At 71.0% G+C, this 18395-nt stretch carries 18 protein-coding genes; 4 read left to right on the top strand and 14 right to left on the bottom strand.

Going from position 1 to position 18395, the window contains the following annotated elements:
- Positions 1 to 31: 31 nt before the first annotated feature.
- The 10 genes from ACRAKI_RS20840 to ACRAKI_RS20795 all read right to left on the bottom strand — a co-directional run bounded on the left by ACRAKI_RS20840 (position 32) and on the right by ACRAKI_RS20795 (position 9782).
- Positions 32 to 1039 (bottom strand): ketoacyl-ACP synthase III family protein, encoded by a 1008-nt coding sequence (locus ACRAKI_RS20840; RefSeq protein ID WP_447002180.1) that lies wholly within the window; start codon positions 1037 to 1039, stop codon positions 32 to 34.
- A gap of 30 nt (positions 1040 to 1069) precedes the next feature.
- On the bottom strand, positions 1070 to 2101 hold the full coding sequence (locus ACRAKI_RS20835; RefSeq protein WP_447002179.1) for a VOC family protein: 1032 nt from the start codon (positions 2099 to 2101) through the stop codon (positions 1070 to 1072).
- A gap of 52 nt (positions 2102 to 2153) precedes the next feature.
- A complete protein-coding gene (locus tag ACRAKI_RS20830; protein WP_447002178.1) occupies positions 2154 to 2939 on the bottom strand; it encodes an SDR family oxidoreductase in 786 nt (261 codons plus the stop codon).
- A gap of 79 nt (positions 2940 to 3018) precedes the next feature.
- Positions 3019 to 4086, bottom strand: a complete 1068-nt coding sequence (locus ACRAKI_RS20825) for a zinc-dependent alcohol dehydrogenase (RefSeq protein ID WP_447002177.1) — start codon at positions 4084 to 4086, stop codon at positions 3019 to 3021.
- 23 nt (positions 4087 to 4109) lie between these two features.
- Complete coding sequence (locus ACRAKI_RS20820) at positions 4110 to 4505, bottom strand: hypothetical protein (protein ID WP_447002176.1); 396 nt, start codon at positions 4503 to 4505, stop codon at positions 4110 to 4112.
- Positions 4502 to 5266 (bottom strand): cupin domain-containing protein, encoded by a 765-nt coding sequence (locus ACRAKI_RS20815; RefSeq protein WP_447002175.1) that lies wholly within the window; start codon positions 5264 to 5266, stop codon positions 4502 to 4504. The genes ACRAKI_RS20820 and ACRAKI_RS20815 overlap by 4 nt, the downstream gene beginning before the upstream one ends.
- Positions 5259 to 6500 carry a sedoheptulose 7-phosphate cyclase gene (locus ACRAKI_RS20810; RefSeq protein ID WP_447002174.1) on the bottom strand — a complete coding sequence of 414 codons (1242 nt, stop codon included), beginning with the start codon at positions 6498 to 6500 and terminating at the stop codon, positions 5259 to 5261. The genes ACRAKI_RS20815 and ACRAKI_RS20810 overlap by 8 nt, the downstream gene beginning before the upstream one ends.
- A 304-nt stretch (positions 6501 to 6804) precedes the next feature.
- Positions 6805 to 7986: an MFS transporter gene (locus tag ACRAKI_RS20805; RefSeq protein ID WP_447002173.1), complete on the bottom strand. Its 1182-nt coding sequence runs from the start codon at positions 7984 to 7986 to the stop codon at positions 6805 to 6807.
- Between the two features lie 43 nt (positions 7987 to 8029).
- Entirely contained in the window at positions 8030 to 8944 is a 915-nt protein-coding gene (locus tag ACRAKI_RS20800; RefSeq protein ID WP_447002172.1) for an NADP-dependent oxidoreductase, read from the bottom strand.
- A gap of 31 nt (positions 8945 to 8975) precedes the next feature.
- Positions 8976 to 9782, bottom strand: a complete 807-nt coding sequence (locus tag ACRAKI_RS20795) for an alpha/beta fold hydrolase (protein ID WP_447002171.1) — start codon at positions 9780 to 9782, stop codon at positions 8976 to 8978.
- A gap of 65 nt (positions 9783 to 9847) precedes the next feature.
- On the opposite strand from ACRAKI_RS20795, the gene ACRAKI_RS20790 reads away from it, so the two are divergent.
- A complete protein-coding gene (locus ACRAKI_RS20790) occupies positions 9848 to 10234 on the top strand; it encodes a MerR family transcriptional regulator (RefSeq protein WP_447002170.1) in 387 nt (128 codons plus the stop codon).
- An 881-nt stretch (positions 10235 to 11115) separates the two neighbouring features.
- On the opposite strand, the gene ACRAKI_RS20785 is transcribed toward ACRAKI_RS20790, so the two are convergent.
- Complete coding sequence (locus tag ACRAKI_RS20785) at positions 11116 to 11505, bottom strand: ATP-binding protein (RefSeq protein ID WP_447002169.1); 390 nt, start codon at positions 11503 to 11505, stop codon at positions 11116 to 11118.
- A 273-nt stretch (positions 11506 to 11778) separates the two neighbouring features.
- Here ACRAKI_RS20785 and ACRAKI_RS20780 point away from each other — a divergent pair, with 273 nt between their 5' ends.
- Positions 11779 to 13491 (top strand): choice-of-anchor P family protein, encoded by a 1713-nt coding sequence (locus ACRAKI_RS20780; protein ID WP_447002168.1) that lies wholly within the window; start codon positions 11779 to 11781, stop codon positions 13489 to 13491.
- Between the two features lie 222 nt (positions 13492 to 13713).
- Here the strand turns inward: ACRAKI_RS20780 and ACRAKI_RS20775 are convergent, their stop codons facing one another.
- Complete coding sequence (locus ACRAKI_RS20775) at positions 13714 to 14487, bottom strand: alpha/beta fold hydrolase (protein ID WP_447002167.1); 774 nt, start codon at positions 14485 to 14487, stop codon at positions 13714 to 13716.
- A 378-nt stretch (positions 14488 to 14865) separates the two neighbouring features.
- Between ACRAKI_RS20775 and ACRAKI_RS20770 the strand changes: the two genes are divergently transcribed.
- On the top strand, positions 14866 to 15285 hold the full coding sequence (locus ACRAKI_RS20770; RefSeq protein ID WP_447002166.1) for a CBS domain-containing protein: 420 nt from the start codon (positions 14866 to 14868) through the stop codon (positions 15283 to 15285).
- A gap of 87 nt (positions 15286 to 15372) precedes the next feature.
- Here the strand turns inward: ACRAKI_RS20770 and ACRAKI_RS20765 are convergent, their stop codons facing one another.
- Together ACRAKI_RS20765 and ACRAKI_RS20760 are read right to left on the bottom strand one after the other, a co-directional pair.
- Complete coding sequence (locus ACRAKI_RS20765; protein WP_447002165.1) at positions 15373 to 15525, bottom strand: hypothetical protein; 153 nt, start codon at positions 15523 to 15525, stop codon at positions 15373 to 15375.
- Positions 15526 to 16055: 530 nt separating this feature from the next.
- Positions 16056 to 17003: a helix-turn-helix transcriptional regulator gene (locus ACRAKI_RS20760; protein ID WP_447002164.1), complete on the bottom strand. Its 948-nt coding sequence runs from the start codon at positions 17001 to 17003 to the stop codon at positions 16056 to 16058.
- A 60-nt stretch (positions 17004 to 17063) separates the two neighbouring features.
- Here ACRAKI_RS20760 and ACRAKI_RS20755 point away from each other — a divergent pair, with 60 nt between their 5' ends.
- Positions 17064 to 18197, top strand: coding sequence for an epoxide hydrolase family protein (locus ACRAKI_RS20755; protein WP_447002163.1), 1134 nt, complete (start codon positions 17064 to 17066; stop codon positions 18195 to 18197).
- The last annotated feature ends 198 nt before the right edge of the window (positions 18198 to 18395 follow it).

Here is an 18395-nt window from a genome sequence, read left to right as displayed (position 1 = left end):
ATGCGGAACGACCGTCCTGACAGGACGGTCCTCAGCACTTCTCCAGCACGGCGCAGGTCCAGGTGAACCCCGCGCCGACACCGACGAGCAGCACCCGCTGACCGGGTGCGAGCAGGTCGTCGGTGAGCACCTTGGCCAGGGCGGCGAACTGGTCGCCGGAGCCGAGGTGCCCCGTTTCCAAGCCCCAGTCCCCCAGCGTGCGCTCCAGGGGCACGCCGATCGGTTCCAGGCACTGGCGCGTGAGCAGTCCTGCGCCGAAGAACGGGACGGCGACCAGGGCCATCTCGTCTACATCGGACCCGGCCTCGGCCAGGCACCGCTTCACCGCCGTCATCATGCCGGCCGCGTTGCGCGCGCCGACCTCGCCGACGGGCATCGTCGTGAGGAACTGCTCCTTCCTGGCCAGGAGGTCGACGGTCCTGGCCTCCTCGAAACCCTCGGCGAACCCGGTGCCGCGGTGCAGACCCTCCAGCTCTGGCGCCGCGTACGCCGCGGTGGCCACGAGGCGGAGCGGTCCGGGCCGCCTGTTCAGCACCACGGCGGTGCCTCCGTCGGCGAAGACCAGGCCCTTGTCGGTGCGCCACCGGTCGAAGCCGCGGTCACCGAAGCGGTCGCCGGTGGTGAGCAGGGCGGCGCCGAAGTCGGGCCGCGCGGTCAGCAGGCCCGCGGCGACGTCCAGCGCGCACATGCCGCCGTTGGACATCTGCCGCAGCTCGAACGCGACGGTCTCGCCGTGGCCCAGCACCTGGTGCTGGACGAACGCCGCCGTGTTCCAGAACTCGGTGCCCTGGAAGTAGCAGTCGGCGTGGATCAGCAGACCGATGCCCGCGGCCGGCACCGACGACCGCGCCAGCGCGGCGCGGGCCGCGGCGACGGCCAGTTCGGGTGCCGCGGCCTTGTCGCTCACCGCGACCGAGCGCATCCGGCTGCGCGCCGCCTCCTCCGCGTCGTACTCGCCCGCGGCGACGGCCTCCGCGACCGGGAGGAGCCTGGGCAGCTCGACCGCCGCCGCGTCGACGAAGATGTCGTGCCAGATCATGGTTTCCCCCTCTCACCCGTCGCGCACGGGTCAGTCGACGCGCCACTCCGGTGCCGGACCGAACCTGCGCGCGGTGGTGTGGCGCTCGTACGGCATGCCGGGCGGCATGTTCAACACCTCCATCTGGAAGCCGTCGGGCGCCTTGAAGTAGACCCAGCGGTCGCCGTCGATGGGGCCGCCGTCGTCGATGAGCTGGACCTCGCCCAGCACCCGCACGCCCGGCACCGTGCGCAGGTACGCGGCGGCGGCCTCGGGGTCCTCCACGTGGAACGCCAGGTGGTGCCCGCCGACATCGCTGTTGCGGGGGCGCTCGGTGCGCCCGGAGGTGCACCGGCGCAGCTCGACGTTGGTCACCGGGCCCAGCCGCAGCACCGCGGCGTCGTCGGTGCGGTGGAGCACGGCCGCGCCGATCACGTCGACGTGGAACTCGACGGCGGCGTCGAGGTCGGCCACGGTGTAGCCGACCTGGCTGACGCCGAGCAGCCCCGGCAGGACGGCCTGCGGCACGCGGTACCCCGCCGGGTCGGGCCGGAACAGCCGGGGGCCGCCCTCGTGCTCGAACGGCAGCTCCGCGGGGACCTGCCGCAGTCGGAGCGCCATGCCCCAGGGGGTGCGGATCTCGAACCAGCGCACCCCCGCCGTGGGGCCGTCCGCCTCGGTGGTGATCGCGGTCGGGGCGAATCCGGCCAGAGCGGTGTGCGCGGCCTCGACGTCGACCACGTCGAGCACCAGCTCGTGGCCGCCGACGTCGCCGTCCGCGGGGCGCTCGGTGCGCTGGTCCGGTGAGGTGTACTGGAACAGCTCGAGGTTCGTCACCGGACCCAGGCGCAGCAGGCAGATGCGGGTGCTGGCCCGCGGGTGCACGTCCAGTTGGACGGTCATCCAGTCGGAGTCGGGCTCCTCGACCGGGCCCAGGTGGTAGAGCACCTCGGCGCCCAGCACCTCGGTGCAGAACTCCACCGCCTGCGCCAGGTCCGGGACGGTGTACGCGAGGTGGTCGACGTTGCGGATGGTGGGGATGCGGGACCGCCCGGCGGTGGCCCGGATCGCGGCCTGGGTCATCGATCTCCTCCTGCCGTGTGCTGGTTTCGTCTGGTTCGTCGCGGTGGGTCGGTCAGAGCTGTCCGGCGCGGGCGGCGTTGGCCATCGCGGCGGTGAGCCCGAGGCCGCCGTCGATGACCACCGAACTGCCGGTGGTGTAGGCGGCCTCGGGCGACGCCAGGTGCACCACCAGCGCGGCGACCTCGCTGCTGCGGGCCGGGCGGCCCACCGGGATGGCGGGCCTGCCGATCCGCGCCGCGTCGACGCCCTCGGGCACGCCGTTCATCGGCGTCGCGGTCTCGCCGGGCGCGACGGCGTTGACGGTGATCCCGTGTTCGGCCAGCTCCAGCGCCATCACCTTGGTCAGCGCACCCAGTCCGCCCTTGCTGGTGCAGTAGGCGCTGCCGCCGACGATCGGGTAGTGCTCGTGGCAGCTGGTGATGTTGATGATCCGGCCGGCACGGCCTTGGGAGATCATCCGCTTGGCCGCCGCGCGGGCCAGCACGAATGGGCTGGTGAGGTTGACCGTGATGACCCGGTGCCAGTCCTCGTCGGTCTCCTCGACCGCCAGTGCCCGCCGGTTCACGCCGGCGTTGTTGACCAGCACGTCGATCCCGCCGAAGGACTCCGCGGCCCGGTCCATCGCCTCGGCCGCGCGGCCGGGGTCGGTCAGGTCCAGGGCCACCGTCTCCGTGCGCACGCCGTGGTCGGCGGTGATGCGGCCGGCGCGCTCCTTGGCCGCGGCCTCGTTGCGGCCGTAGCCGAGCAGCACGTCGTACCCCGCCGCGCCGAGCGCGGACGCGATCTCGGCGCCGATGCCGGAGCTGGCACCGGTGACGACGGCGATGGGTGCGGACATCTGCGTTGCCTCCTCGTGTTCGTCGGTGTGGCATCCGTTGTGGCCCCGGCGCCGGGGATCGCGCCGGGCCCAGGTGCTGTCAGGGGGCCAGCACGACCTTCGGCGCCATCCGCGGCCCGTGCTCCAGGACGGCGAACGCCTCGGTCACCCGGTCGAGCGGGATCGGGGGGTTGGTCATGCCCGCCGCGGTGAGCGCGCCGCCCGCGAACAGCGACAGCGCGCGGTCGTAGTGGTCGAGGCCGTGGCGCACGCCGTGGACGCTGACGCCGCGCAGCACCAGGTCGCAGGCGTCGATGGGACCGACGGACCTGGACGGCACGCCGATGGCGCTCACCCGGCCGCCCACGGCGGCCAGTTCCAGCGCCTCCAGGAACGCCACGTCGGCGCCGGACGCCTCGACCACGACGTCGTACGCGCCACGCGGGGCCTCGCCGGGCCCGTAGCCGCGACGGGTGCCGAACGACGCGGCCGCGGCCAGGCCCGCCTCGTCCACGCCGACCACGTCGACCGATCCGCTGAGCCGGACCGCCAGCTGGACGGCCAGCAGACCGATCGTGCCGGTGCCCAGCACGAGCACCCGGTCGCCGGGGCCGCAGCGGACCGACTCCAAGCCACCGATCACGGTGACGGCGGGTTCGACGAGCGCCGCCTCCGCGTCGGAGACCCCGCTCGGCACGACGCTGAGTGCGTGCACCGGCATCCGCACGTACTGCGCCGCCGCGCCCTGCTGGCCGTACAGCCCGACCTCGACCAGCCGTGAGCAGTTGTTGCGCCGGCCCGACTGGCAGGACCGGCAGAGCCCGCAGGAGATCATGGTGTGGCCCACGACGCGGTCACCGACCGCCACGTGCCCCCGGGCGTCGGGATCGACGGCAACGACCTCGCCGACCCACTCGTGCCCGAACACGTGCGGCCAACCGGTGCGGCCATCGCGGACGTAGGCGGCGGTGCCGTGCAGCAGCTCCAGATCGGTGCCGCAGAGGCCGACCAGGCGCGGCGCCACCAGCGCCGTGCCCGGGACGGGTGCGGGCACGGGCAGCTCGATGACGGCCACGGCGCCGACGCCGCGCAGCACGGCCGCTCGCATGGTCCCGGTCGGCCAGCCCGGCAGCCGGGCGGTGGAGCCGGGCAGTTCCGAAACGGACACAGCTCTCTCCTCGGGGAAACGGGTTACCGGTGGGCTTCGACCAGTTCCGGGACGCGCGGCGGCAGGGCGGAGCTGACGCGCAGCGGCATGGTGCGCAGGCTGATCAGCTCGACGCCCTCGGGCCCGGCCACCAGCCGGGCCGTCTCGTCGGGACCGAGCAGGACGGCGTGCCCCGGCCGCACGGGCAGGGCGCGCTCACCCACGACGACCTCGCCGCCACCCGCCACGACGTACAGCGCCTCCTCCACGACGTCGTCCGCGTGGTGCGGCAGGGAGTCGTGGGGCGCGACCCGCAGGTGGTCGACGATCTCGGTCTCGCTGTGCAGCATCCCGCGCCGGGCCAGGCATCGCCACGTCGAGTGCGGCGGCCCGTCGGGCGTCCGCAGCACGGCGGGCGAGTCGGTGTGGTTGACGATCACGGCCGACCGCCACGCGGTGCGGGCACGTCGAGTTCGGCGTGGAAGTAGCGCAGTCCTTCCGCGCCGGCCTCCACCCGCACACCGGTGCCCAGCGGCAGGGTGATCGACACACCGGGCGCCAAGGGCACCTCGCCCCCGCCGCCCGTGGCCGTGCCGGAGCCGGCGAGCACGAACAGGGTGTGCTCGACCCCGTCGGCGCTGACGGTGGTCGTGGCGCCCGGCTCGCTGTCCCGCACGGCGAGCCTGCGCAACGGTCCGGTGAAGACCGACCGGGTGTCGACCGGTCCCTCGTTCAGGTCGTGAACCTCCGCGTTCACTCCGCCTCCCCTCGACTTCGCGGTTCCCGTGGCGGTGAAAGGGCCCTGCCCGCGCTGCACGGCGGTGGTCGCCGGAGCGAGGACCTCGATGGTGATCCAGTCCAAGTCGTCGTCGCCGGTGTTGCGCAGCCCGTGCACGGTGCCCAGGCCGGTGAGGACCACCGAGCCCGCCCGGACCTCGTGCGGCTCGCCGTCGAGCAGCATCTCGCCCTCGCCGGTGACGATGAAGTAGACCTCCTCGGTGCGGGTGTGCCGGTGCTCGCCGGACATCCCGCCCGCGGGGACCCGCGCCAGCTCGACCGCCTCCCACTCGCCGCGCAGGTCCCGGCGGGAGGCCAGGCACTTCCAGTGGCTGAGCCCTTCCGCGCCGTGCACTCCCCGGATGTCGGTCACCCCGCGCACGTCAGCGACCGGCACGGGGGCCTGGTGCGCCCGCTCAGACACCGTCGAACGCCTTGGTCCGACCAAGTTCGCGCTGCTCGGCGACGGCGTCGGCGAGCTCGTCACGGGTGACGTCGTTGACGAACACCACGTCACCGATGCCCACCGGGAGCGGCAGGCGCTGCATGCCGTCGCGGTGGCGCACGGTGTTCTCCAGCGCCTTGGCCAGCAGCTCGGGTTCCAGCAGCGGGTCCCAGCTGGGCAGGCCGATGCGGTGCATCACGTCGAAGACGCGGTCGCGGTCGATCTCGCCGACCAAGCCCCGGCGGTGGGCGATCACCGTCGTGAGCGCCATGTCGACGCACACCGCCTCGCCGTGCAGCAGCTCCGGCAGCGCACGCATCTCGATCGTCGGGCTGAACGTGTGCCCGTAGTCGACGCAGCGCTCCAGCTTGGTCTCCCACAGGTTCGGCTGGAGCTCCTCCAGCATGCCGTGGATGGCCCGGCGCAGGACCACGCCCGCGACCTGGTCGCCGACGGCGGTGGTGCCCTGGAACTTCTCGTCCACCAGCAGCTCGCCGTGCGATTCCAGCAGGGTGAACAGCTCGGCATCCTTGATCAGGGCGATCTTGAGGATCTCAGCGAGGCCATTGCCGATGTGCCTGCTGTCCACGGTGGCCAGGAATGAGCGGTCCAACAGGGTCAGGTTGGCGGGGAAGTAAGTGCCCAGCCGGTTCTTGTGGCCGTTGAAGTTGACCCCGGTCTTGGCGCCGACGCCCGCGTCCACCAGACCGATGAGCGTGGTGGGGACCCGGATGAAGGGCGTGCCCCTGCGGTAGAGGCTGCCGACCAGGCCCACGATGTCCATCAGCACGCCGCCACCGATGGCGATGATCGGCTCACGGCGGCGGTCGATGCCGAACTCGTCGATCTCGGCGACGATCCGGGCCGCGGTCCCGAAGTCCTTGGTGGTCTCGTTGGCCGCTATCACGCACAGCCGGGTCTCCACGCCGTGGTACTCGAAGTACTCGCGGATGCGGTCGCCGTGCAGCAGGTCGACGTTGGCGTCGAGGACGACGAACCGCCGCGTCCGCGTGCCGGGTGCGGACGTGCCGCCCGCGTCGATGAGGTCGCGCTTGCCCGGGTTGAAGAGGTCGTCGCAGAAGCGCACCTCGTACTGGACGGGCTTCTGAGCGGTCACCACCCAGGAGTCGACCTGCTTGCTGAACACGAACAGCCCTGCACCGGCACCCGCCGGTAAGTTCTTCTCGGTGGGGGAGCCCACAGCCGACGTCACGAACATGGTTCCTCCATGCGGTCGAGGGAATTCCGCCAAAAATCAGAGGCGACACTGCCCGGAAAGAATGAGCGCGAGATTGAGAGTTGGGCCGGGTCGGGATTCACCCGGTGAGCTACCGGCACTCTGGCCAACCTCTCGGCGAGATCGATTCTAAGCAGGCTGCCGAGAGCCGCACAACGAATTCGATGCATCGTTCCATGGTGATCGCCATCACTGTGTGGCAATTCAAATGTGCCTGATTGAGGGCATGCGAAAACGGTGGTGGATGGCCTGGGCCATCCACCACCTCACTCGAACGAACTCAGCCCACCATTGATTCGTGCTGTTCCCGGACGGAGTGCGCGGCCCGGCGGTCGAACCGGAATTCCCTGATGGCGACGGCCACGGCCACGGCGCTCAGGCACGCTCCAGCCACCACGACCGCCCGCAGCCCGAGCCCGGCGTCGATGACCCTGCCACCGAACCACGCGCCCGTCGCGATACCGATGTTGAACGCGGAGATGTTCAACGCCAGCGCCAGCGTCGGTGCGCCATCCTTCACCGAAGCCAGGATGCGGCCCTGCAACAGCGGTATGAGCGCGAAATAGGTAACCCCGAACAGAACCAGTGCGATGGTCACCGGTAGCTGCCCGTCGGCCACCGCGGCAATGCCGAGCAACACCAGGGTCATTGCACCCAGGGTTGCGACCAGAGCGGGCATCAGGGCATGTTCCGGGAACCTCCCCGCGATCGCGTTGCCCAGGATCGAGCCGATCCCGAACACCAGCAGCAGCGGGGTCACCCATTCGGAGTCGAACCCGCTGACGGTCAACAACAGCGGTGCGATGAAGGTGTAGGCGGTGAACGCGCCGGCACTGGCCAGCACGGTCATCGCCACGGCGAGCAGCACCCGTGGGCGGCGCAGCACCCGCACTTCGCCCGCCACCGAACCCGCAGGGGCCTGCGGCGGCTCGGGGACTGACACCGCCACCAGGGCCGCCGCGACGACCGAGACCAGCAGCACGGCCCAGAACGTGGCCCGCCAGCCCCACTGCTGGCCGATCAGCGTGCCGACCGGGACGCCGAGCACCGTGGCGAGGTTGAGGCCGAGGGCCACCTTCGCCACGGCCGACGCCTGGCGCCCCGGGCCGACCACGCTGCTGGCGATGACGATGCTCACGGCGAACAACGTGCAGTGCGCGAGGGCGGAGACGATCCGCCCCGCCATCAGCACGCCGTACCCCGGCGCCAGCGCCGCCAGGAGGTTGCCCGCCACGAAGGCCGCCATCAGCCACAGCACCAGCCGTTTGGCGGGGACCTTCCTGGTCACGATCGTCAGCACGGGACCGAGGACCACGACGGTCGCGGCGTAGCCGGAGAACAGCAGGCCCACCGAGGGCAGGGACACGCCCAGGTCGGTGGAGATCTCCGGCAGGATGCCCGCGACAGCTGATTCCGCGGTACCCACGCTGAGCACGCACAGCATCAATGCGAACAAGGACAAGGGCACGATCGTCTCCGCTATTCGCGCAGGGTTGTGGGGGTGATCAGCCCTCGGCGGGGTCCAGCAGCAGCTTGCCGCGGCTGCCGCCCGCCGCCAGGCGCCGGTGGGCTTCCGGTGCGTCGGCGAAGCCGAGCACCGTGCCGGCGCGCAGGGCGAGCACACCCTTGTCCACGAGGGATGCCAGGTGCGCCAACTGGTCGCCGTCCTGCTCCACGAACGACATCCGGACCTCGACGCCGCGCTCGGCGACCGGTGCCGCCGTGGGCACGATGGACACCGCGACGCCGCCGTCGCGCACGCCGGTGATCGCCTCGGGCAGCCCCGCTGCGTCGAGCAGGCCGTCGGCGACACCCGGTGGGATCACCTCTCCGGCCACCAGCACCGTGGTGGCGCCAGCCTCGCGGATGGCGTCCACGTCGGACACGCGGCCCAAGCCGATCACCTCAAGACCGCGGTGCACGGCCAGTTGCACGGCCAACGAGCCCACCGCGCCGGCCGCGCCCGCCACCAGCACGCGGGCGCCCGGCTCCAGGTCCAGCACGTCCAGGGCCTGGTCCGCGGTCAGCCCTGCCAGCGGCAGGGCGGCCGCGTCCCGCAACGGCACCGACGTGGGCGCCGGCGCGGCGAGCGCCGCGTCCAGCGCCACGAACTCGGCGTAGGTGCCCACACCTGTGGCCATCTGCGCCGACATCGCGATCACCGGGTCGCCCACCGCGAACCGGGTCACGTCCGGCGCCACCTCCACCACCGTTCCGGCGAGGTCCCAGCCCAGGATCATCGGGAAACCCGCGGAGACGTTGGCCGCGTGGGCGCCGGAGCGCACTTGCAGGTCGACCGGGTTCACCGCCGCGGCGGCGGTGCGCACCAGGATCTGCCCGTCCGCGGGACGCGGCTCGGGCAACTCCTCAACGGTGAGCAAGTGCGGATCGCCATATTCACGCAGCACGATCGCACGCATGGCTTGCTTCTCCTCTTCGTCGGAAGGGGTATCAGGCGGAGAGCGCGGAGCCGACTCCCTTGGCGGCGCCGATGCGTTCCACCAGCACCTCGGGCGCCTGCATGTGGGCGACGTGGTGCTGGCCGGGCAGCACTACCAGCTCGGCGTTGCCGACGCGCTCGGCGACCAGCCGCGACGTCGGCCCGAAGCTCAGCGGCTCGCGGTCGCTCAGCTCGCCGAGCAGCACCGTGGTCGGCACGGTGATCCTGTCGAGCACGGTCGGGTCGAAGTCGAAGCGGTTGAGCGCCGCCAGCTCGAGGTGGGTCGTCTCGACCAGCTCCAGCATGGCCGCCCAGTCGTCGGGCGCCCCGGTGCGGAACGCCTCGATGTTCTCCGGTGCCTCGCCGACGACCTCGGCGAGGACCACGCGGAACGCCTCGTCGCGGTCACCGCGGGCGAGCGCGTCGGAGACCCGCCCGAGAGTCGCCTCGCCGGCGGTCTTGTCGAGCGGCAGGGTCGGGTCGTACAGGACCAAGGCCCCCAGGTCGTCGCGCTCGGCCGCCGTCAACAGGGCGATCGCTCCGCCGTAGCTGTGGCCGATGAGGACGGCGCCGGGTCCGGCGAAGTCGAGCACCCGGTTCAGGTCGGCGACCTCGGTTCCCAGGTCGTAGTCGTCGCCCAGCGTGCAGCTGGGGGTGCGGCCACGCCGGTTGGCCACCAGGGTCCGCCCCGGAAGCGCGCTCGCCACCGCCGCCCAGTGGCCGGCGACGGTCTGCACGCCGTGGGAGATCACGCTGACAGGGCCCTCGCCGTGGCTGTCGTAGGCCAGGGAGGTTTCGGGGATGATTGGTGCGTTCACAGCACGGGACACTAAGGGTTAACATCAGTGTCAAGGTCAAGTGACGACATCCGGAGGACGTTCACATGTTGATCGGTGAGCTCGCCGAGCGGACCGGTGTCAACAGCCGATTACTCCGCTACTACGAACAGCAAGGTCTCCTTTCGGCGGAGCGGAGCGAGAACGGTTACCGCCACTACCAGGAGTCCGACATCGACACGGTGAAGCGCATCAGGGCTCTCCTGGGCGCGGGCCTGTCCTTGAAAACGGTTCGCGATCTGATGCCCTGCACGCTCGACGCGACTCCGCGGGTGCTGCCCTGCTCCAACCTGGTGGCAACCCTGATGAAGGAGGTCCAGCGGCTGGACGAGTCGCTGAACCAGATCACGCGGTCCCGGCGTGTGATCCTGGACATCCTGGCCCGGTCCGGCGTGGTCGCGGAGGACGGCGAACAACTGCAAGCGGCCAGCTGAACCTAACCGACGCATAAACGGACGAACCTCCCATCCGACACGCCGTCGAATGCTGTGCTCACCGGAAATACCGTCGACGACCGCCGAACCGGGTGAGTCCTGCTTGATCGGTGATTCGTTGTCACAGTGGCTGAGCGGTCGTGCGTTGGCGATGTCCTGGCAATACCGGTGTGTTGTGAAAGTGCCGGCGACCTCTGTTCCACGCAGGGCGTGGAACAGAGGTCGCCGGTTCCAGATGAGAGTGGGGTCGAGGAATGCGCGACGACAGGGCCGAGTACCTGTTCCCGAGCTTGAGTAGGTGAAGCCCTTCGGCGCGCGGACGAGGGACCTCCTGGTAGATCGGACGTTGTCGGAGTCGGGTTCGATGTTGCCCGATCCGGTGTGCTCAGCCGGTCGGGTGGGGCGGTGGGAGGAGCACCGCCGGGGAGTGATCGCGGACCGTCCACCGTGGCCGTGGCGGCGCCGTCGGCGGCGGTCGTGAACTCCCAGTCGCGGGGCGCCGCGGAGACCGCGCCGGCCGGGCCCCGCGGGACTGGACCGCGGAAGGAGGTCGCGGGCCGCAAGTGCCACATCGTCGCGGATGGTCATGGCGCAAGGCCCTCCGCCCGCTGGCGAGATCCTCAACGCCCCGACCTGCCGTACTTCACCGTGCCGCCCGGTCGCGGGGAACGGCGCGTCGCGCAACCCAGGCGGCACAGGCGCTGGTTTGTTCAACGTCACTGTGCCGCCTGGACCGAGACCGCTGGAAGCGGCCCTACCGCCGTGCGATCGCTCGTTGCGGCACTACGCCAGTTACCCGGGTCGTGCGGGAACTACACCGCACAGGTGCGGCTTTGGGCTGCCGTTACGCGCCGGTCACCGGATCATGCGCATGAAGGCGGTCACGGTGGTGCCGCAGGCGGCGGTGTGGGTGCGTACGAGGTCGGTGAGTGGGTTGACCAGCAGGAGCCCTCGGCCCTCGAACTGTCCCGGGTCCGGTGATCTGCGACCGGCCAGAGGGTCAGGGGTCCTTCGTCCTCGACCGCGCAGATCAGGTGTTCCTCGTCGCGCCGGATCCGCACTCGGCATCCCGCGCCGTTGTGCCGGAGGCTGGTGGTCACCAACTCGGTGGCGATGAGTTCGAGGTCGGCCGTCCGCTCGGCGGCCAGTCGTGCATGTCGCGCCTGGTCGACGACGAGTCGGCGGACGTCGCGGATGTCTGCCGTGGTCTTGACGACCAGGTCAGTGGCGTCCGGGGCGGTTCGCAGTGGTCGGTTGTAGCGATCGACCACGGCGTGGGGTCGTAGTGGTCGAGTCACCCCCGGAGAAGGGTGGGCCTCCGCCGTGGTGACGCTCACGATCCGGATGTTCGCGGCGTGATCGTGTGCCGATCACCCGAAGGGGCGAGCCGTGTCCGTCCGGGTGGTCGACCGCCGGACCGCTTGGGGCGATCGGGTGGAGTACCTGCGGCCGTGCGGGTGTGGATGCCCGGCACCGGCTAATGCGCATCACGCGGTGACGAAGGAACTGGTGTCCGACATCGCACTGAACGAGGGAGTCCACTGGTGCCCAAGTCCCCATCGAGCCGGTTCCGGCGCAGAGCGCTGTCCGCGATCACCGCGGTCCTGCTGGCCGTGCCGCTCACGACCGCCTTGGCCGCCGTCCACCCCGCCGCAGCGGCACCCGGCGTGCCGCAGGAGCCGGTGGTGGTGTTCGCCGAGGACTTCGAGACCGGCCAGGACGCGACCTCCGTGCTGCTCACCGATTACACGGGCGCACCACCGATCGGTCAGACCTACGACGCCGACCCCGCTTGGTTGACCGCGTGCAACGGCTGGCTCGCCTCGCGGCAGCAGTCGGCCACGCCACCGCCCGGCAGCGGGTGCAGCGTCGGCAACTGGCAGTCGGTCAAGGACATGGCCGCGGTCCTGGGCCAGTGGTCGGGCGGCAACCTCGACACCAACCACGCCGTGACCGCCTACACCGCCGGCAACCCGGGCGCGGACAAGGTCCAGTTGCGCACCGAACAGCCCATCCCGCTCACCTCCTCCGACCGGTTCCTCACCTTCTCCGTGGACGCGGCCGAGCAGAACTGCTTCGCCAACCATGCCCTGTTCGAGTTCTACCTCCTCGACGGCGCGACAGCGGTGCCCACCTTCACCAGCCCGATCGAGCCCTGTGCCGACGCCACGACCGTCATCGCCGGCACCTCCGTGGGAACCTTCACCAGCGACCGGCCCGTGCTGTTCGGCGGCTCTTCCCTGGGACTGCAACTGGTCAACGCCCAGGGCAGCGGAACCGGCAACGACGCGGCCTTCGACAACATCCGCGTCCTGGACGTCACGCCGAAGCTGGACGTCGGCTACAGCGCGCCCCCGGCCCAGACCGGCCAGACGGCCACCCTGACCTTCACCGTCACCAACACCACCGACCTCCTGGTCAAGGACGGCTGGTCGTTCACCGCGAACCTCCCGGCCGGGCTGACCGCCATCGCCCAGCCCACCACCGACTGCACCGACGCGACCGCCTCCACCGCCGCCGGCGCGGTGACCGCCACCGGTGCGCTGGCCACCGGCCAGGTCTCGTGCACCATCACGCTCGTGGTCACCGCGGCCGTCCCCGGCACTTACACCACCTGCGCCGGTGACCTCACCGCCCGGGTCGGGCTCGACGCGCCGGGGTGCGCCTCGATCCGGTTCATCGCGCCGGTGCTGGTGTTCGACGCCCACGCCCACGGCGGCAAACTGACCGCCCCGCTGATCGGCGTCGGCCCACTCGCGCCCTCCGACCTGAACTGCACCACCCAGCCCGACGTCAACCAGGACCAGCTCCTCGGCGCCGACCTCCCCGGGATCGGCTCGCTGGGGGTCATCGACACCGAGGCTATCGGCGTGATCGACAGCGACGGTGAACGCGCCGCCACGGCGAGTGCCCGCACCGCGGGCGTCTCCCTGCTGGGCGGACTGATCACCGCCGACGAGATCCGCGCCACCGCCGTCGCCGACGAGGACGGCACCGGCGCGGTCACCACCGCCGGTTCCGTCGAGCTGGTCAACCTCAAGGTCAACGGCGTTCCGGTCGTCAACCCCGCGGTCGACCTCGCCATCACCATCCCGCTGGTGGCCACCGTCGTGGTCAACGAGCAGAGGTCGCTCGCGGGCGGTGCCGGCATCGCCGTCAACGCCCTGCGCGTCCGCCTGCTCAGCGGCGTGGAACTCGTCATCAGCCACGCCAGGGTCACCCTGACCCGCCCCGGCGCCCCCTGCCCGGCGAGCTGATCACGCGCGACGTCGGCGCGGCTCGCACCACCGGGCCGCGCCGACGTCGCGCGACCAGTTCCGGTCAAGGCGGCGCTCACAGTCGTAGCAGTCACCGATCGACCCCATCGACGGTAGAAGCCCGATCTCGGTCTGGAGGCGGCGAAGAACGATTCCGCGACCGCGTTATCGGAGCACGATCCGGTCCGTCCCCGCGGACGGTGTGCTTGTCGCAAATGCCGCTCAGCAGTTGCCGTCGGCGGTTGCGAGCAGTGGACGCGTGATTCTGGCCAGCTCGTCGGCGGCCGAGTAGTTCAACGCGTGGCCGGCGCCGGGCACCTCGACCAGCCGTCCGTGCGGCAGCAGCGCCGCCACCTCCGCGGCCCACTCAGCGGACACGATCGGATCGCGGCTGCCGCGCGCGACGACGGCCGGGGTGTGGACGTGGTGGAGCTTGTGCTCGATGGGGTCGTCGACCAGGTGCCGGAACGTCAGGGCGAACCTGCGCGGGCCGCAGGTCAGGTAGTCGCGGGCGATCACCAGGCTCAGCGTCGGCCGTTCCCGTGGGATGTCGGCCAGCAGCCGCCCGAGCTGCCGCGCGGCCGAGCGGGCGTGCCGGTCCATCGTGGGGCTGATGAGGACGACCGGGCCGAGGAGGTCGGGGGAGTGCACGGCCAGGTCCACGACGACCTGGCAGCCGCCGGAGTTGGCCACGAACAGCGAGCCGCCTCGTCCGGTGGCCCGCAGCCAGTCGGCCAGCGCCAGCGACAGACCCCGCACGTCCAGCGGCTCGCGCGGCCCGGGGGAGCGGCCGAAGCCCGGCAGGTCGACCGCGGCCACCCGTGCGTCGGGTGCCAGGAGTCGTGCCAGTGGCAGGAAGTAGCGGTGGGAGCAGCCCAAGCCGGGCACGCACACCACGTCCTGCGCACCGGCCGGCCCGAGCACCCCGGCGTGCATCCGCGTGCCGCCGGCGAAGCTGGACTCGGGGGTGAACCCGTTGTTCCGATGCCGGCTCACCGCGTGAATCGGCACCCTGCCCACGGGCGGCCTGCCGTGACAAGAACCCCGGTTCGCATGCCGACGACATACCCACGCCGACCCCGCCGAACCCTCACAGGCGGTCGCCACCATCACAGCGGATGTGGACCACTGTGACGAGATCGGTGGACGGGTGGCGGTGCAAGCAGGACCGCAGCCCTTCTCCTGATCATCCGCCTGGGCGAGCGCGCCGGGGATCCGACCGGCAGGTGAGGTGATCGCCTGGGCTCCCGCTCACTCGGCTGGGCCGGGGTACTCCTGGGCCGCGTGCTCGCGAGACGAATGGTTCGCGCTGTCGTGGGTAGCCGTGAACGGACCACGACTCGCTTCGCGACCTCGATCAGGAGGAGCACAAGGATGGCTCAGCACGTGCGCGATCTGATGACTACCAGCCCGGTGACCCTGGCGCCGGACACACCGGTCCGGGAGGCTGCGCAGGCGATGCGCGACCAGGGCATCGGTGACATCCTCGTGGTCGACGGCGACCAGGTGCGCGGCATCGTCACCGACCGGGACATCGTCGTCCGCGGCCTGGCCGACCGGGACGACCTGTCCGCCTGCCGGCTGAGCGATGTGTGCAGCGACCAACTGGTCACCGCGACCCCGGACGAAGACGTCGACATCGTCGTGACACGCATGCGGGAGAACGCCGTCCGCCGCATCCCGGTCGTCGAGGACGGTCGACCGGTCGGCGTGCTGTCCCTGGGGGACGCCGCCATCGAGAAGGACTCGCTCTCCGGGTTGGCCGACATCAGCGCTGCCCGCAGCAATACCTGATCCGGCACGCTCGACGCCACGGTGGGTTCCGGTGTGCAGCCCACCCGCCGTCGACGGTTCCGACCACTGGACGGAGGAGGTGCGTGATCAGTGCGGGGAGAACGTCGCGTGGGCCAGTTCGCTGGCTCGCGGGGCGATCGCCTCGATCAGAAAGTGCTGGATGGCGTTGAGCACCATCGTGTCGTTGGACGCGGACCACGTCTCGGCCGACCAGTGGTCGAGGCGGTGTCCGCGTGACACGAGCACGCTCCTGGCCTGAGCGAGTGCGCACAGCCACTGCTCGACACCCTTTGACCGCGGTCCGGGTCTGCGGGGCCTCGCCGGCGGTGACATGCGGTTGTTGGACGTGGCGGGCGTCGCGCGGGTGATCGTGTCGGTCGATGACGGCGACCCGCCGCATGAGGCGAGACCCTCGCGACGACCGTGATGAACACCGGCCTGCCCTCGCTGTTCGACGCGCGGTGACCGTCCTGGCCGACGTCGGCGTGCCCCTGCCGCACGCGGAGGCACAACCCGGTCAACCCCCTATCTCAACGGCAGAGTGCTCGATGCGGGAGTGATCAAGGTGGGATGATGTCGGACCTGGATGATCCTCGCACCGAGGTCGATCGGTTGGTCGGGGAACCGGTGTTCTCGAACGACGGGCCGAGGACCGAGAGCCTGTCGGGGGTAAACGACTGTGTCCGCGACAGGTCGGAGAAGTCTCTGCGCACCGGGGACTGGGACCGCTTCGCCGGATACGCCGCACCTCCCTGGGGTGGTTGCGGTGGTCAGGCGCGGGCGTAGCGCTCCGCCAGGGTGTGCAGCAGTGGTCTGAGTTCGCTGGGCGACTCGACGGTGAAGTCCATGCCCAGCATGCCGATGTAGGCGGCGATGGTGTCCAGGGAGTCGGCGCCGGTGACGAGGACGCAGGTGGTGTCGGTGACCGTCTCGACCACGCCGACGGCCGGGTGGATCCGGTCGAGGACGGCCTGGGCCGGCGCGTCGACCCGCAGGCGTGCGTGCACCTGCCAGCCGCTGAACGCGACACGGCGCATGGTGAAGCTCGTGTAGTCCTCGTCGGGGAGGGCGCTGGGGGCGAACCGGCGGTGGGTGCGCATGCGTGGCGTGATCCAGTCAGCCCGGTAGACGTCCCACTCGCCACTGGAGGGGTCGCGGGCCACGAGGTACCAGCGTCGCTTCCAGGCGAGCAGGCGGTAGGGCTCGACGAGCAGCGAGGTGTCGCGGTAGTCGAAGCGGAACCACTCGACGTCGTGGATCGCGGTCGCGATGGTGCGCAGCACGGCGGGGTCGACCTCGGGGTCCGGGGCGTCGGTGTCGGTGTTTTCCGGCGCGTGGTCGACGACCGAGGCCAGTGCGTCCACCGTCGGCCGCAGGCGTGGCGGCAGGACCTGTTCCAGCTTGGCCAGCGCGCGGGCGCTGGAGGTCTCGATCCCGGCGATGCCGCGGCCGGCGCGCAACCCGATCGCCACGGCCACCGCCTCCTCGTCGTCCAGGAGCAGCGGGGGGAGCTTGCCGCCCGCTCCGAGCCGGTAGCCGCCCGTCGCGCCGCGGGTGGCTTGGACGGGGTAGTCGAGCGTGCGGAGGCGCTCCACGTCGTTGCGGATGGTGCGGGTCGTGACGCCCAGCCGGTCGGCGAGTTCGGTGCCGCTCCACGACGGGCGCGACTGGAACAGCGCCAGGAGCGCGAGGAGCCGCGCCGATGTGTCCGCGGTCACCGTGTCGACCTCCGTCTTATAGGAACGAACCTTTCCTATAGGAACTCTAGCGTCTGTGTCATGACGAACACGGAGATCCGCCCCTTCCGCATCGAGGTCACACAGGCCGAGCTGGACGACCTGACCGGTCGCCTCGACCGCACCCGCCTGCCGCAGCCGGCACCGGGCGACACCTGGGAGCACGGCACCCCCAACCACTACCTGCGTGAGGCCGTGGCGGCGTGGCGCGCGTTCGACTGGCGCGCCGCCGAGGAGCGCATCAACGCCCACGCGCACTTCGTCACCGAGATCGAGAACCAGCCGATCCACTTCATCCACGTCGAGTCGCCGCACGAGGGCGCGACGCCGCTGCTGCTAGCGCACACCTACCCCGGCTCGTCGGTCGACTACCTCGACATGATCGGCAGGCTCACCGACCCCGTCGCCCACGGCGGGCGCGCCGAGGACGCGTTCCACGTCGTCGTGCCGGACGCGCCCGGTTTCGGCTTCTCCAACCCGGTCACCGAATCGGGCTGGACCACCGCCCGCGTGGCCCGCGCCTACGACACCCTCATGCGCAGGCTCGGTTACCGGCGCTACGGCGTCCACGGCTCCGACCACGGCGCGATGGTCGCCCGCGAACTCGGCATCCTCGCCCCGGAGGGTTTCCTGGGGTTGCACGTGCTGCAACTGTTCTCCTTCCCGTCGGGCGACCCCGCGGAGTTCGAACGACTCGAACCGCGGGACTACGCCGGTCTGGAGCACATGCGGTGGTTCCAGAAGGTCGGCGGGTACAACACCATGAACGCCAGCAGGCCGCAGACGGTCGCGGCCGGGCTCAGCGACTCACCGATAGGGATGCTCGCCTACAGCGAGCTGTTCAACTCCTTCGGCAACGGCACGTCCCTGGTGCCGCTGGAGACCATCCTCACCGAGGTGTCGGTCAACTGGTTCGCGAACGCCGCCGCGGGCATGGCCCGGTCCTACTTCGACAACGCGGCCGCCCACGCCGACGAGCCCGTCCCGGTGAACGCCGCCCCGACCGGCGTGGCCGTGTTCGCCGACGACTTCCAGACCATCAAGGTGTTCGCGGAACGGGACAACTCCACCATCGTGCACTGGAGCCGTTTCGAGAAGGGCGGCCACTTCGCCGCACTCGAGGTCCCGGAGGTCGTGGTGGACGACATCCGGACGTTCTTCACCGCACTGCGGTGACCTCCCGGGAACGGCCTCCCGACCCCCGGTCCGCGCCAGGCGGAGCGGGGGTCGGGATTCCTGCCCCGGTCAGCTCACCGGCCGGTACCCGAGCCGCGCGTGAAACGTGTGCTCACGCCGACTCGCGTTGATTCCGGAGCGGTGGAGGAGGGCCATGGAAGGCTTCGGATCCCTTGAGCTGGGGTCGGGAGCACCACT

The organism is Saccharothrix isguenensis (genome assembly GCF_052936305.1).
This window is presented reverse-complemented; position numbering and strand designations above follow the sequence as displayed.

Coding starts and splice junctions, on each gene's coding strand:
- ACRAKI_RS20840 (WP_447002180.1), bottom strand. CDS start 1,039: ATGATCTGGCACGACATCTTCGTCGACGCGGCGGCGGTCGAGCTGCCC.
- ACRAKI_RS20835 (WP_447002179.1), bottom strand. CDS start 2,101: ATGACCCAGGCCGCGATCCGGGCCACCGCCGGGCGGTCCCGCATCCCC.
- ACRAKI_RS20830 (WP_447002178.1), bottom strand. CDS start 2,939: ATGTCCGCACCCATCGCCGTCGTCACCGGTGCCAGCTCCGGCATCGGC.
- ACRAKI_RS20800 (WP_447002172.1), bottom strand. CDS start 8,944: ATGCGTGCGATCGTGCTGCGTGAATATGGCGATCCGCACTTGCTCACC.
- ACRAKI_RS20790 (WP_447002170.1), top strand. CDS start 9,848: ATGTTGATCGGTGAGCTCGCCGAGCGGACCGGTGTCAACAGCCGATTA.
- ACRAKI_RS20770 (WP_447002166.1), top strand. CDS start 14,866: ATGGCTCAGCACGTGCGCGATCTGATGACTACCAGCCCGGTGACCCTG.
- ACRAKI_RS20755 (WP_447002163.1), top strand. CDS start 17,064: ATGACGAACACGGAGATCCGCCCCTTCCGCATCGAGGTCACACAGGCC.